Source organism: Aequorivita antarctica (assembly GCF_007997155.1).
Taxonomy (GTDB): Bacteria; Bacteroidota; Bacteroidia; order Flavobacteriales; family Flavobacteriaceae; genus Aequorivita; species Aequorivita antarctica.
In genome coordinates this window covers 150111-165075 of sequence record NZ_VORT01000003.1, presented here as the reverse complement: position 1 = coordinate 165075, position 14965 = coordinate 150111, and the positions used below count along the sequence as shown (strand labels likewise).

Genomic DNA, 14965 nt, shown 5'->3' with positions numbered 1-14965 from the left:
AGCGAAGTATAAATTTATGTTTTGTAAATTATTTGCGGGCCAGCTTTTTAAAGCAAGAACCCCAATTCTGGTAAAAATAATAACTAATTTTGAGGACTTATGAAGTATCAGGCTTTTTAAAGTTGGGCATTCCCTAAGTTATGGAGAATAATTCAGAAAATTTTGGAAATAAAAATGGCGGCTTTGGAATATATATCCACATCCCCTTTTGCAAACAAGCCTGTCATTACTGCGATTTCCATTTCTCAACTTCTTTAAAGAAAAAAGGCGAATTAGTTAATGCACTTTGTAAAGAATTAGTGCTCCGAAAAGATGAATTAATTGGCGAGGTTGAAACCATTTATTTCGGTGGCGGCACACCCAGCTTGCTTTCCTCGGAAGAAATGCAGCAGATTTTTCAAACAATATATGAAAATTACAAGGTTTCCGAAAACTCTGAGATTACACTCGAAGCTAATCCGGACGACATTTCAAAAGAACAAATTCACAAATTCACAAATTCACGAATTAACCGATTAAGCATCGGAATCCAATCTTTTTTTGAAGAGGATTTAAAACTGATGAACCGCGCCCATGATGCTACCGAAGCGTTGGAATGTATAAAAGAAGCGAAGCGATATTTTGAAAATATCAGCATCGATTTGATTTATGGAATTCCAGGAATGAGCGATAAACGCTGGAAAGAAAACCTAGAAATTGCGCTAAAGCTCAATGTGCCACATCTTTCGTGTTATGCTTTAACAGTCGAGCCGAAAACCGCTTTAAAAAAATTCATCGAAAAAGGAATTGTGCCGCCAGTGGATGAGGAGTCTGCAAAACAACATTACGAAATATTGCTCACTAAAACTGAAGAAGCTGGTTTGGAAAACTATGAGTTTTCAAATTTCGGAAAGCCAGGGTTCCATTCCCGAAATAATACAGCCTATTGGGAAGGAAAATCGTATTTGGGCATTGGTCCATCAGCGCACAGTTATGATGGGAAATCACGAAGTTGGAACGTGGCGAACAACACGAAATATATTAAAAGTATTGAAGAAGAAATTCTTCCCTCGGAAACAGAAATGCTTTCTAAAGAAGACAAATACAACGAATACGTGATGACTGGATTGCGAACCAAAAAGGGTATTTCTTTGGAAAAAGTTGAAAGTGAATTCGGGAAAGATTATTCTGAATATCTTTTGAAACAAGCAGAAATCCATTTACAAAACGAACTTTTAACCCAAGAAAACCAAACCTTGAAAATTTCAAAAAAAGGAAAGTTTTTGAGCGATGGCATTGCGGCAGATTTATTCTTAGTAAATTTAGATTGATGAAACATCATTGAATATTTCTAGAGCAAACACGGTGTTGTTTATTTAGGATGTTCCATGTGACCATTAAAAATAATTGTTATAGACACATGAAAACTACCATTGAAATAAACAATCAAACTATCAAAGTTGACCTCTCCAAACCACTGGATATTTCAATCCCATTGCAGGCTTCTAAAGAAAATCCATTGGCGTGGTACCAAAACAAACCTACCATTGAGCCGGTAAAAATGGGGGATTGGACGGGGAAAGTTTCGGAAGGGGCTTCGGTTAATTTCAACAATGTATTTTTCAATCCACACGCACACGGCACGCATACCGAATGTTTCGGGCATATTTCAGAAGAATTTCATTCCGTGAACGAAGCATTAAAAACTTTCTTTTTTTTAGCTGAAGTGATTTCAGTAAAACCCGAAAAAGTGGGCGATGACGAAATTATTTCTGAAGAAAGCATTCGCGAAGCATTAAATGGAAAAACGCCCGAAGCTATAGTAATTAGATCACTTCCAAATACTTCAGAAAAACAAACAAAACACTGGTCAGATACCAATTGGCCGTTTCTTCACGAAAAAGCTGCTTTGTTTTTACGAGAAATCGGGGTAAAACATTTGCTGATAGACCTCCCTTCCGTTGACAAAGAAAAGGACGAAGGCAAGCTTTTGGCACACAAAGCTTTTTGGGAGTATCCTGAAAACCCACGTCATGAATGTACAATTACAGAACTGATTTACGCACCCGATTCAGTAAAGGATGGTAGTTATTTGCTAAACCTTCAAATAGCATCTTTTCACAATGATGCTTCACCGAGCAAACCGGTACTTTATAAAATTATTTAAAAATGGAAACAACTTTAAAAATTGAGGAATTAGCGCAATTTATTTTGGGAATTTTCCTCTTCTCACAATTAGATTATGCGTGGTGGTGGTTTCCGGCATTGCTGCTCACCCCAGATATTGGAATGTTCGGATATTTGATAAACACAAAAATTGGCGCATTCACTTACAATGTTTTTCATCACAAAGCGATTGCCATTGCCATTGGTTTGTCAGGATTTTATCTGAACAATTCATTGTTAATTTTAATAGGCGTAATTTTGTTCTCACACGCTTCCTTCGACAGAGTTTTTGGCTACGGATTGAAATATCCGGACAGTTTTAAAAACACACATTTGGGAAGCATTGGAAAATAATATTATGGAATATCTATTTATAGGTTTGGCTGTTGGCGCCATTTTAGCCTACTTTCTTTTCGCCCGTTTCAGCGGTGGCCGAAAAAGAGAAAGAGTGAGCACGCAGTCCGTTATTTTGATGGAGAAAATCAGAAGTGTGTGTAAATTCATTACAGTGGAAGGTGATTTTTCTGAAATTTTCTATTACGAAAATGTGAAAGATAAGTGGCTGAATTTAATTTTGGGAAAGAAGAAAGCCCTAATTCTAATTGAGGCCAAAGCACATATTGGTTTTGACCTCACAAAAGTGAAAATGCACGCTGACACCAAAAATAAGACGATTATTTTAACCAATTTTCCACAGCCTGAATTGCTCACCATCGAGACCGATTTTAAATATTACGACAAACGCGAAGGTTGGGCAAACCCATTTACAGCAACAGATCTGACCGAGATAAACCAAGAAGCCAAAAAACATATCGTTGATAAAATCCCGGAAAGTGGCTTGTTGAATGAAGCTTCAAAACAGGCTTTGGAAACGATACAGCTAATGGAAAAATTGGTAGAAACCATTAATTGGAAACTCGATTATACCGCCTTGGAAGTCAAAGAAACCCCAAAAGAAATTGCTTCAAAAAAATGAAACTCCTAGTTCTTTTTTTTCTTTTTTTGAACATATCGGCACTTGCCCAAGATTATGAACGGGTGGATGCCATCATTTCAATGTATCCAAACACTTTTGAGAATCCAGAAAAACTTTCAAAATTTATAGCCCGTGATTTTGCTTCTGAAGAAGATAAGGTTAGAGCAATCTATACTTGGATTATCCAGAATATTTCATACGAACCTGATGAATACAAGCAGTTTGATTACACTTTCACAAATTATCGCGAACGAAATGAAAAAGATGAAAAGCTTCGTGGAAAAATCATTCAACGAACTCTTCAAAAAGGTGTCGCCGTTTGCGAAGGATATGCCATGCTTTTTGAAAAATTGTGTGAACAGCAGGGAATAAAAAACTATTTGGTACGTGGCGATATAAAATCCAATTTTCCAGATATTGGAAGACCCTTTAAGCGAGTCCATATTTGGAACGTGGCTACAATTGACGGCAGACCCTATCTATTTGACGCTACTTGGGGCGCTGGGAAATACAATGGTAAATTTATTAAGGAACCGAGCTATTTTTACTATAAAACACCACCAGAGATTTTTATTAAAACACACTATCCAGATATGTATGAAGATGCTTTTTCTGATGGAATCTTAAGCAGGGAACAGTTTTCAGAACAACCGTTGATCATTGAGAAAAATCTGTTGCCAAAGGATATTGAATTCCCAACAAAAGGCTTGCTTTTTGAAAACGAATATTTCGACAAAATTTTATTTTCCATCAAAAATACAAACCCTAAAAAAATCTCATATTCTTATGGAACCGAGATGATTTTCATTGAAGAAATTGAAAGGGAAGCAAACCGAATAAAATTTAATGTGCCTTTGATCATCGGGGCAAAAACATTACTAGTCTATTTTGATGGAAAACCTGCTTTGGGCTATAAAATAAACTGAACCATTATGAACATAGAAGAATTCAGGAATTATTGCATTTCAAAAAAAGGGGTAACTGAATCTTTTCCTTTTGATGAAAAGACATTGGTCTTTAAGGTAATGGGGAAAATGTTTGCGCTTACGGGTTTGGAATATAATCCCGCCCAAGCCAATCTAAAATGTGACCCAGAAAGGTCTATTGAGCTTCGAGAAGAATATGACGGACTAATCAGGCCAGGGTATCATATGAGCAAAGTTCACTGGAATACTGTAGAATTGGAAATCAATTTGCCGCACGAACTGGTTTTGGAATTGATCAATCATTCCTATGATTTGGTTGTGCAAAACCTTACAAAAAAACTCCAAGCCGAACTTGATTCGCTTTAAAAATTCAAAAAAAATAAATGAAGAATTCGTCAAACTTTTACAAATTACAGATTGAAATCCACTCCGAGGAACTTCAAAAAATAAAACGCAAACTCGTGGTTTCGAGTACGATTAGGCTCGTTGTTTTTTTGCTTGCTTGTGCTGGGGTTTATTTTTTCTTTGGAAACGCGAAAATTGTAATTGCTATTATCGCGCTGGCAATAGCGGCATTCATTTATTTGGTTTCAAAGCATAGCGGCCTGCAATACGAGCGAGATTTGAAAAGGAAGTTGATTGAGCAAAATGAAACTGAACTTGACGTGATGAACCGTGTTTTTCATCATTTGCCTTCTGGTGAAAAATATAAAAATCCGCTCCATTTCTACAGTCAGGACATTGATCTTTTTGGACGTGGTTCTTTTTTTCAATATTTAAATAGGACTGCCTTGGAAAGTGGAGCTGATTTTTTGGCGAAACTTTTCACTGAAAATGAAATCGATGCTATTCCAAAAAAGCAAGAAGCAATAAACGAATTGTCTGAAATGCCCAAATGGCGTCAACAGTTTTCAGCTATTGCTTCTTTGGTAAAAACAGAAGTTTCCGCAGCTGAGGTTACCGATTGGCTGAAAAATTATAAAACCTTCGTTCCCCAATGGATTAAGCCAGTTTCATTAGTTTTTTCAGTCATTTCCGTTGGTTTGATAGTGTTGAATTATCTCGATTTAGTATCAGGTTATGCAATCGGGGGATGGTTCTTTTTAGGGCTTGCCATTTCGGGACGTTATTTGAAAAAAGTAAATGATCTTTCCTCAGACACTTCAAAAATTCAAAGCACTTTTGAACAGTTTCATAAATTGATTCTGGAGATTGAAAAAGAGAACTTTTCTTCAGAATTTCTTTCAGAAAAAAGAAATTTAGTGGTTAATTCAGAAATAAAGGCTTCAGACCTTTTAAAGAAATTCGCCAAACATTTGGACGCTTTAGACCAACGAAGCAATATGCTCATCGGTGTTATCGCAAATGGTTTTATGCTGCGCGATTTGAGACAGAGCTATAACATTGAACGATGGATTAAAGCCCATAAAGAAAGCGTTCCCGTCTGGTTCAATGCAATTACTTTTTTTGATACTTACAACAGTTTGGGGAATTTCAGTTTTAATCATCCCAATTATGTTTTTCCAAAAATAAACGATGAAGTTCCCGTTCTAAAAGTGAAAGGTGCTGGGCATCCGCTGTTAAAAGAGGCAACGATGGTTCGCAATGATTTTCAGATTAATTCTGAAGAGTTTTTCATTGTTACAGGAGCAAATATGGCAGGGAAAAGTACATTTCTGAGAACCGTATCACTTCAAATTGTAATGGGAAATATTGGCTTGCCGGTTTGTGCAGAAAAAGCGGAATACAGCCCAATAAAGCTCATTACGAGTATGCGGACCACGGATAGTTTAACTGATGATGAATCTTACTTTTTCAGTGAATTAAAACGTTTAAAATTTATTGTTGACGAAATAAAAACCGATCGTTATTTCATCATTCTCGATGAAATCTTGAAAGGAACAAACAGCATAGACAAAGCCATTGGCTCCCGCAAATTTATTGAAAAACTCGTTGCTAGCAATTCCACGGGAATTATCGCTACGCACGATCTAAGTCTTTGCGTTGCTGCAGAAGAACTGTCTGGAGTAAAAAACTATTTCTTCGATGCACGGATTGAAAAGGACGAACTCTTTTTCGACTATACCTTCAAACCTGGAATTTGCCAAAATATGAACGCCTCATTTCTGCTGAAGAAAATGCAAATTGTGGATTGAAACGCTTGTTTGAATTTAATATTTATTTAAGAGGTTAAAATGTTATTATTCATTAATAGAGAGATAAAGGAAATGCTTCAGGAACTATAATCTATAACCATTTTTAAAATTAGATTTTAGTTTGTCTAATCTATTTTCACAATACTGTAATTCAATATAATTATATGATTTATAACTAAACTTTTTATGAGCTATTAAGTATTGATCAATGCATTTATCTAAAGTTGTCTGAACATCATAATTAATATTCAGTAGAGAATCTAAATATTTGGCAAATTCGAAATGAATTTCCGCATAACTATTGTCGGAATATTCAATTTGTTTCTCAAATTTTTTAATAATTTCAATGTAATTTCCTGTTTCTTCAATTAAAGATATTTTACTTGAAATAACTATCATATGTTTATAATAAGAATGTGGTTTCTTATTTGGAGTTCGGAAACTATTCAACAGAATATTTTCGGCTTTTTTATAATAATCTACTTTATTCTTTTTATTTTTTTCCAAATCTCCTAATCGTATAAAATATACTGCTAAAGTTTTATTTTTAAAATCTCTAACGGCCATGCTTCTTATAGAATTAAGTCTATTCTCTATGGCGTCATTAGGTTCAGTAATCTCATCTATGTCATTTTTTATTTGGGCTATATGAGTAAAATATATTTCATCTTCAATAAATCGTTTTGCAAGTATATGAATAGATTCTTTTTTGGCCGATTCAAGTAATTCGATAAATTCATTATAATTCGATAAATTTTGAAGTTCTTTAAAAAGTTTTGGATAAAAAGATTTCTCGATTTCTTCCATGGTTTTAATATAACTCATTGAAATGCTTTTGTCGATTGCTTTTAAATAATAGGATATCGCTTTTTTGACGTTTTCTTTTCTAGCATAAGCTGTTCCTATTGCTTTTAGAGAATAAAAATCATTAGGATTAGCTTGTACAACATTTTTTAAAATCTCGATAGCCTCAACCGATTTTTTTTGGGAAATTAGAACTTTAGCTTTTCCCTTTAGAGCCTGTAAATATTTATTGTCTGAATTTTCAAAGGCCAAGTCAAAATTATATATAGATAATTTTTTATAATTCATTTTATCTTGTTTACTAACCCTAGAATCCTGACTTCTCCAATTATAAAAATTTGCTAGGACATAGTTTGTTTTGTAATATTTTTTAGGTCTCACTTCATCTGCCAATAATAGATATTTCTCGATTTCGTCAGTATAGTCTTTTCTAAAATTATGTTTATTAATCATATAAAGTAGCTCCGCATATTCCGTAAATAACTTATAATTGAACTTGGAATAATTAATATCCATTACAATCTTGTAATAAGATAATGAAGTTTCGGGTTGTTTTAACTTTTTGTAAAAAACAGCGTAGGCATAATTAAATGAATAATTGTCTAAATTGATTAAACTCTTTGTTTCATCAATCTTAGTCAATGCTTTTTCGAAGAAATCTAGCTTTTGAAATGTTGAATTTTTGGGTGATTGGCCTCTTTTAATAAAACAAAATGCCAAACTTAATTTATATTTATAGAAATTATTATTTTCCCTAATCGTTGTTTCGTACCAATCAATTGCTTCATCTAACAGGTCAATATCATAAGATTTGTTTTCAGTTATATTAGTTTGATATTCTTTTAATAATACTTCTCCTAATAAATATTTAGCTTTAGTATGGCGAGGGTTAAATTCAAGAATTTTAAGTAATGTTTTTTTTGATTTTTGAAAATTCTTTCTATCTGCATATATGCTGGATAGATAAATAAGGCCGGTGAAATTTTTATTGTGAGAAAAATAGTTTTCTATAAAATGAATATCTATATCATGGGTAGGTTTAACTAAATCATAATTAGAAAAATCAGGGTTAACAATTGATTTTTTTAGTTTTATTTCCTCTTTTTTCCAAATAATAAAATCAATTGCTTCTAATGTAAAAAGCCTATTATTGAAATCTTCTTGCGATATATCCAGTAAATCATAATGAATAATGTCATAGATAAATTTACTATTTGTATTTAAACCTAATTCCTCATATAAATTTAGAAATGAGAGTATTTTACGTGGAGTTGGTTCAAGTGTCTCAAAAACATTTTTTAAATGAGTAATTATGATTGAATCTTTCTCATTTATTCTATCAATCGGGCTTAATTTAATTTTGTGAAATTTTATTTCCACATTTCCCCAATCAAAATCAAAATCAAAATCGGAGGTAATAATGAAAAAGAAGGTTTTGGATTTTTTCAGTAATAAATTATAATAGATAATGAGACTTTGCATATTATCCTTATAATTATTTAGATTTTCTACGAGTAAGATAAACTTACTATTTGGAGTTTCTAGCCATTTTTGAGGAAAATAGATTTCATCCTCAGATATAATTTTTGTGGTAAGATTTGGAATAAATACAACATACTCTTTTAGAGATTTTTGTTTAAGAACTGTATAAAGAAGTGTAGATTTTCCATATTTTAGATTTGGTTCAGTTCCTCCTATTAAAATAACATTTTGTTTATTATCCAAAATTTTATTTTTAATTTCAGTATCGCACGGTCGCGAAATTAATTTATTATTTCTCGGAACATTGAAATCCGTTTTTTTAATCTTTTTCGAAGGTTTTATGATTTTCCAATATTTTAAATCGTAATCTTTTCTTTCTTTATTTCGTTTATTTCTTCTATTTACTAAATGTGTAATTAAGTAAGTCAAACCACCGCCACCACCGAAGATATATGTTAGAATAGGCCAATTCCTAATAATAAAATCTTGTATTTCGTTTAAGTTCATAGTGATATTAATTACTAACAATCATCAATCTGCTTTATTTAAAAAGCAGCATAAAATCTCGTTATACTTTAGATATTACGACATAAATGTATCAAATTAACATGTACAAAGCCAGTTTTTAAAGTTTTGGTTAATATTTGTTTTTCAGCTTTCTACATTTTGTCACAAATTTTGAAAACAAATTCTCTTTGTTACTTTTTTCTAATATTTCATCCATTTTTATAATAGAACCTGGAATTTGCCAAAATATGAACGCCTCCTTTCTGCTGAAGAAAATGCAGATTGTAGATTGATTTTTATAATTATCACAAAAACAGTTGTTTGTAATTATTTTTTTATTACTTTTAAAACAGTTTTATTCCTCATAAACTCTTCATTTTAGCTTTTTACTCTCCTCGGCTTGCCCCAAAATTTTATTTAGTAATCAATTTTAATATTTATACTAATTTAATTTTATGGGATTATGAAAACAACCACCAACCTTAAGTTTATTGCAATAGCATCAATTATGTTGCTGTTGAATTTTAGTGTGTTCGCTCAAAATGAAGCGAATCGACCTAAATACCTATCAGTTACTACAATGCACTGGAACATGGATAAAGATGATTTCAGCATGGATGATTGGAAAGCTTTGGAAAAGGAATATCTGCAAAAAGTAGTAAGCAAGAACCAATACGTTTTATCGGCATCTTATTACACGCACCTTTTTACACCGGACAATTCTGAAGTTCTTTACGTACAGACCTATCCGTCTTGGGAAGCAATGGATAAAGCTGCCGATCGTGCTGAGGAGCTTGCAAAACAAGCTTGGCCAGACGAGAAAGCAAGAGATGCCTATTTTAAAAACCGCGATGATTATTTCTCAGTAATGCATTCCGATGAAATTTATGCTCCTATTGACGGCGCAAAACTATTGCCAGATAACAACACCAAGGATTTAGTATTGTACGTTAGAAAAACGCATTTCACCTTTCCCGAAGACGGTTCCCAAAAGGAATTTAATGAAATGCGGGCCGAGAGTTTTTCTAAAGTCCTTTCAAAAAACGAATACATAAAAGCCTACTATCCCAATGTTCACGCATGGGGAAGCGACAAAACTGAATTTATTGAAGCATTTTTTGTAGATTCTTTGTGTGATATGGAAAAGATGTTCGATAAAAATGGCGAGTTGATTGGCCAAGCTTGGCCTGGAGATTCAGGTAAAAAAAGAGGTGAAAAATGGGGCAAGTATTTCACGGGTATTCACGGGGATGCTGCTTATACCTTAGTGGCGGAACTTTCAAAATAGAACTTCGTAAATTATAATTTTAAGAAAAGGATGTTTTAAAAAAGCATCCTTTTTTTATACTCTAGAAGGGCGTATTTTCGCGGCATGGCTATTGTAAATATTAACTTTTAATGGATTCAGTAACACAGATAGTTTTGGGCGCTGCTGTTGGCGAAGCAGTTTTAGGAAAAAAGATTGGCAATAAAGCAATGGTCCTAGGCGCGATTGCTGGAACAATTCCAGATCTAGATATAATTGCAAACTATTTTACCGATACTGTTTCCGCTTTGGAAATCCACCGAGGATTTACACATTCCATCGTTTTTGCTGTCGTGTTCGGGCTGCTATTTGGATGGCTACTTTCGCTTTGGGACAAACGCGCGAGTTTAAAGGAATGGTCTTGGTTTTGGTTTCTGTGTTTCGTGACGCATCCATTATTGGACGCACATACCACTTGGGGCACACAGCTTTTTTGGCCATTTGACCTCCGATTGGCGTATAAAAACATTTTCGTAATCGATCCGCTTTATACACTGCCATTTCTAGCGTTTTTGATTTTGGCGATGTTTCAAAAAAGAGGAAGTATTAAAAGGCGAAGATTTAATAATCTCGGTTTGATTTTAAGTAGCGCTTATATGTTGCTTACCTTAGTTTTAAAGGGAGTTACGTTTTATAAATTTGAAACTGCACTAAAAAATCAAAACATAGCCTATTCCGCTTTGGAAACCAAACCCAGCCCATTGAATACTATTTTATGGACTGCAAACGTGGAAACCGAAGATTCCTTTTTGATAGGCGATTATTCTTTTTTTGATTCAAAACCGATTCAATTTTCCTCACATCCAAAAAATCACGAATCCCTTGGAAATTTAAAGGAAGAAGACAAAGTACAAAGGCTTATAAAAATTACAAAGGGCTGGTATACCATTTCTGAAAAAGAAGATGGAATCTATTTAAACGACCTCCGTTTTGGGATGATGAGCGTAGATCAACGTGCTGAGAAATACGCTTTCAGTTTTCTTCTAGAAAAAGAAGGAAACGAACTAAAAGTTACCGAAGAGCCAAAAGATACGCGCGATGCCAAAAAGTTGCTGACTGATCTTTGGGTACGAATAAAGGGAAATTAGCAGCTCAAATCTGCAATAATTTTCCACTCACCTTCAATTTTTCTGAAGATAATCAGGAAGACTCCGTTCGCATTTCCTGCATCCCGAACCAAATGGAACTGGCCCATTATATAATATGAATTTTCTTCAATTTTGGTAATTGCTTCAATTGTGAAACTAAGATTGCCCGTGTATTCTTTTGAAGGATAGCCTTTTTTGTAATTGTCCAAGGTTTTTTGCCAACCGTTTGTAACTCCTTTGCTCCCATAAAATTTTAGAGAATCACTTTTCCAATAACCCTCCATAAAACCTTCCAAATCGCCTTTATTCCAGGCATCTTGTTGTGTTTTGAGCACAGAAAAAATTGCTTCTTTATCTGAAGCTTCGGTTTGGGAAATAGCATTAAACGTAACGAATAGGCAGAAAAGTAAGAGTAGTTTTTTCATATTAAATCATTCTGCTTTTATCGCAGAATCGTTTTAAAGTTAATTTAAAATTTCATCATAAAATCCTCTCCAAAAACAATTTTCAGTCTAAAGATAAGCTCTTCTGCGTTCGTTTTACTAAAAATCATCGGGGGTTTTATTTTTAAAACATTGTGATCTGGACCGTCAATGCTCATCAAAATGCCGAGTTGTTTCATTCTATTTGCCAAATAGGAAGCGTGTTCCGGCAATGGATTTTTGTTTGAATCATTCAGTTCAAACCCTAAAAATAATCCTTCCCCGCGCACGTCGCCGATTAGTGAAAATTGCTTTTGAAGTACTTTCAATTCACTTATTAGAAAGCCACCAACGTCCAATGCGTTGTGTTGCAGGTTTTCTTCTTCAATTACTTCCAAAACCGTGCGACCAATGGCGCAGGAAACGGGATTGCCACCAAAGGTGTTGAAATACTCCATTCCCGTATTGAATTTTTCTGCAACTTCTTTTGTGCACGCAACAACCGCGAGCGGATGACCGTTCCCAGCGGGTTTGCCCATGGTTACAATATCTGGCTTTACATCGTAAAGCTCAAACGCCCAAAAAGTTTTACCCATTCGTCCGAAACCTGTTTGCACTTCATCTGCAATACAAATGCCACCAGCTTCGTGAACGTGCTTATAAACTTCTTTAAAATAATTGCTCGGTGGAACAATCTGTCCGCCACAACTTATCATACTTTCGCCTATAAAGCCTGCGATTTCTTTGCCTTCGGCTTTTAAATTTGTAATGACTTCCTTTGCATGATTGGCGTAATCAATTCCGCAATTTTCTCCTGAATATCTCCCTCGAAAGGAATCTGGAAGTGGAAGAATGTGTGTTGTTTCGGGTTTTGGGAAGCCGCCTTCGCCTTCAAATTTATAAGAACTCACGTCCATCACAGCGTTCGTATTTCCGTGGTAGCCCACTTCTATTGCCAAAATATCTTTATTACCCGTAACGGTTTTAGCCATTCGCAAGGCAAGTTCGTTGGCCTCGCTGCCTGAATTTACAAAGTGGATTACAGATAAATGCGGCGGTAGTTTCTTCAGCAATGCTTCCGCGTAAGCGATAATTTCTTTGTGTAAATAGCGGGTATTCGTATTCAAAACTGCCATTTGTTTTTGTCCGGCGGCAACCACTTTTGGGTGCTGATGCCCAACGTGGTTTACATTGTTTACTGTGTCCAAATATTTTCTCCCTTCAATATCAATCAAATAAACGCCTTCGCCTCTCACTATGTGCAAAGGTTTGTCATAGGAAAGACTCAAACCTTTTCCGAGGTGTTCCTTTCTGAAATTGATTATGCTTTCATCTGAAATCTTTTCTTCGGAAGTATTTAATTCCTCTTTAAATATAAAATTTGGGTTGGGGCAGATGCTTTTCCAAACCGAGACTTTTGTAGGCAAAGCCACGCCATTGAAGTTTTCATTATTGCCCAACAAATCTAAAATCAATTGAAAATGAAGGTGTGGTGCCCAATTACCATTTTCAGATGCTTTGCCGATGTAAGCGATGCGGTCGCCCTGTTTTACTTTCTGCCCAACTTTTAAAATTTCCAACGACATTAGGGTCAAATGTCCGTAAAGCGAATAGAATTTTCCGCCTTTAAATTTGTGTTCTATGATGAGCATTGGGCCGTAATCCTTATCGTAATTGTTGTGATGGATTATTTTTACAGTTCCGTCAAAAGGGGCGTGGATGGGTGTTTTGGCTGGTATCCAAAAGTCAGTTCCTAAATGAACAGTACGGTATTGTGGGCCGTTGTTGCCTTCGCTTTTAAAAGCTTCGGTAGTGTAAAAAGGACGTGCTTCCAAATAACCGTTCAGCAGTATGGTTTTGGGATGCTGTTTTCGGAATTGTTTCAATTTAAACTCTGAAATCTCGGGATCGTTGTATTCCGAAAGATTGCCAAGTAGCGTACTGCCAACGCTCATATCGAGATTTACCACTTTCTCTGAAGCAAAGGTTGGAAACAGTATTTTTAGAGGGACTTGATTGTTTTCCGCCCAAGTTTTGAACTTCTCTTCCAATGGATGTGCGGAATACCCACAAACACTCCGGAAGGAATAATAGGCGAAGTTTTCATTTACAATAAACCATTTTTCAAGTAAATCCCACGCAGGTTTTTCGCTGATTACGTAATAATTGTCGTTGGGAAATTCCTCTTTTTTAAGGGAAGCGTTCGTCACGGTTGTAACGAGGCGCATTCCAATTAATGTATAAAGACATTCCAGTTCCTTTTCTGAAAGTTTGTAGTTTAGATTATAGCCATTTATTACTTCCAAAGCTGCTGAAAGTGGATCGGGTAGATCCATAATTGCATACGCCAAAACAATGGCAAGGTCGTTTATAGTTTGGGTAAAAATTGAGTCTCCAAAATCTATTAAGCCTGTAATTTTTGGATTGCTTAAATCTTCGGAAACTAAAATATTGTAATCGTTTAAATCATTGTGAACGATACTTTTTGGAAGATTTTTGTATTCCTCTTGAATTTCATTAAAACGCTTTTGAATGTATTGAACAATCTCTTTTTGCTTTCCTGAAAAGCGACTTAAGTGCGCTGAAGTCCAAGCCGAATTTGCTAAGTCCCAATCCAGATTTCTGTGTGCTGCTTTATGTTCAAAGTCTTTTAGCGCCATTGTTAAACTTCCGGCAGCTTCGCCCAGACTGTTTCGCAAGTTTTCGGTTTTTGGGTTTACGGTTGCCCATAGACGGCCAGGAAGCCAGCTTAATACTCTTGCGGTTTTATTGTTTGGAAGTATTGAAAGTGGTTTGCCTTCTTTATTTGGAATAACTTCGGATAGCCCGACAGTAAGTTTTTTTGCAGATAAGTGTTTCAGAATTTGAATTTGGAAATCCAGTTGTTCGCCAATTTCTTCCGATGCTATTTTTAGAAGGTGTTTTTCACCCGAAGCGGTTTTCCGCCTAATTTGCGGACAGATCAATAAAAAGTTTTCATCAACATAGCCGTCTAGTTTTGACGATACTGCGTCTATGTTATAATGGTCTCTGGCTACTTGTGATGCTTGTTCGGGAGTGTGTTTATTCATGCTGTTTTAAAGTAATTGACTAACAATAATACTGAAAAAGAGAAGGACGAAATTAAACTTCACGTTAAAATTTCGTCCCTCA

The 14965-nt window shown here is 34.9% G+C and carries 12 protein-coding genes; 9 read left to right on the top strand and 3 right to left on the bottom strand.

The annotated features are described in order from the left end of the window. Nucleotides 1-140 precede the first annotated feature (140 nt). From hemW to ESU54_RS05290, 7 genes are all read left to right on the top strand, one after another. On the top strand, nt 141-1310 hold the full coding sequence (gene hemW / locus ESU54_RS05320; RefSeq protein ID WP_111843484.1) for a radical SAM family heme chaperone HemW: 1170 nt from the start codon (nt 141-143) through the stop codon (nt 1308-1310). An 89-nt stretch (nt 1311-1399) separates the two neighbouring features. Next, complete coding sequence (locus tag ESU54_RS05315) at nt 1400-2146, top strand: cyclase family protein (protein WP_111843485.1); 747 nt, start codon at nt 1400-1402, stop codon at nt 2144-2146. Nucleotides 2147-2148: 2 nt separating this feature from the next. Next, entirely contained in the window at nt 2149-2499 is a 351-nt protein-coding gene (locus ESU54_RS05310; RefSeq protein ID WP_111843486.1) for a DUF4260 domain-containing protein, read from the top strand. A 4-nt stretch (nt 2500-2503) separates the two neighbouring features. After that, nucleotides 2504-3121 carry a DUF4230 domain-containing protein gene (locus tag ESU54_RS05305; protein ID WP_111843625.1) on the top strand — a complete coding sequence of 206 codons (618 nt, stop codon included), beginning with the start codon at nt 2504-2506 and terminating at the stop codon, nt 3119-3121. Next, complete coding sequence (locus tag ESU54_RS05300) at nt 3118-4047, top strand: transglutaminase domain-containing protein (protein WP_111843487.1); 930 nt, start codon at nt 3118-3120, stop codon at nt 4045-4047. The genes ESU54_RS05305 and ESU54_RS05300 overlap by 4 nt, the downstream gene beginning before the upstream one ends. A gap of 6 nt (nt 4048-4053) precedes the next feature. After that, a complete protein-coding gene (locus ESU54_RS05295) occupies nt 4054-4413 on the top strand; it encodes an MmcQ/YjbR family DNA-binding protein (protein ID WP_111843488.1) in 360 nt (119 codons plus the stop codon). Between the two features lie 17 nt (nt 4414-4430). Continuing rightward, nucleotides 4431-6203: a MutS-related protein gene (locus tag ESU54_RS05290; protein WP_111843489.1), complete on the top strand. Its 1773-nt coding sequence runs from the start codon at nt 4431-4433 to the stop codon at nt 6201-6203. 84 nt (nt 6204-6287) lie between these two features. On the opposite strand, the gene ESU54_RS05285 is transcribed toward ESU54_RS05290, so the two are convergent. Then, entirely contained in the window at nt 6288-8996 is a 2709-nt protein-coding gene (locus tag ESU54_RS05285) for a tetratricopeptide repeat protein (RefSeq protein WP_146848083.1), read from the bottom strand. A gap of 463 nt (nt 8997-9459) precedes the next feature. Between ESU54_RS05285 and ESU54_RS05280 the strand changes: the two genes are divergently transcribed. Both ESU54_RS05280 and ESU54_RS05275 read left to right on the top strand, forming a co-directional pair. After that, entirely contained in the window at nt 9460-10284 is an 825-nt protein-coding gene (locus tag ESU54_RS05280) for a hypothetical protein (RefSeq protein ID WP_111843490.1), read from the top strand. Between the two features lie 110 nt (nt 10285-10394). Next, on the top strand, nt 10395-11390 hold the full coding sequence (locus tag ESU54_RS05275; RefSeq protein WP_111843491.1) for a metal-dependent hydrolase: 996 nt from the start codon (nt 10395-10397) through the stop codon (nt 11388-11390). Here the strand turns inward: ESU54_RS05275 and ESU54_RS05270 are convergent. Together ESU54_RS05270 and ESU54_RS05265 are read right to left on the bottom strand one after the other, a co-directional pair. Beyond that, entirely contained in the window at nt 11387-11815 is a 429-nt protein-coding gene (locus ESU54_RS05270; RefSeq protein WP_111843492.1) for a YybH family protein, read from the bottom strand. The genes ESU54_RS05275 and ESU54_RS05270 overlap by 4 nt on opposite strands. Before the next feature lie 44 nt (nt 11816-11859). Next, complete coding sequence (locus tag ESU54_RS05265) at nt 11860-14883, bottom strand: aminotransferase class III-fold pyridoxal phosphate-dependent enzyme (RefSeq protein ID WP_111843493.1); 3024 nt, start codon at nt 14881-14883, stop codon at nt 11860-11862. Between the last annotated feature and the right edge of the window lie 82 nt (nt 14884-14965).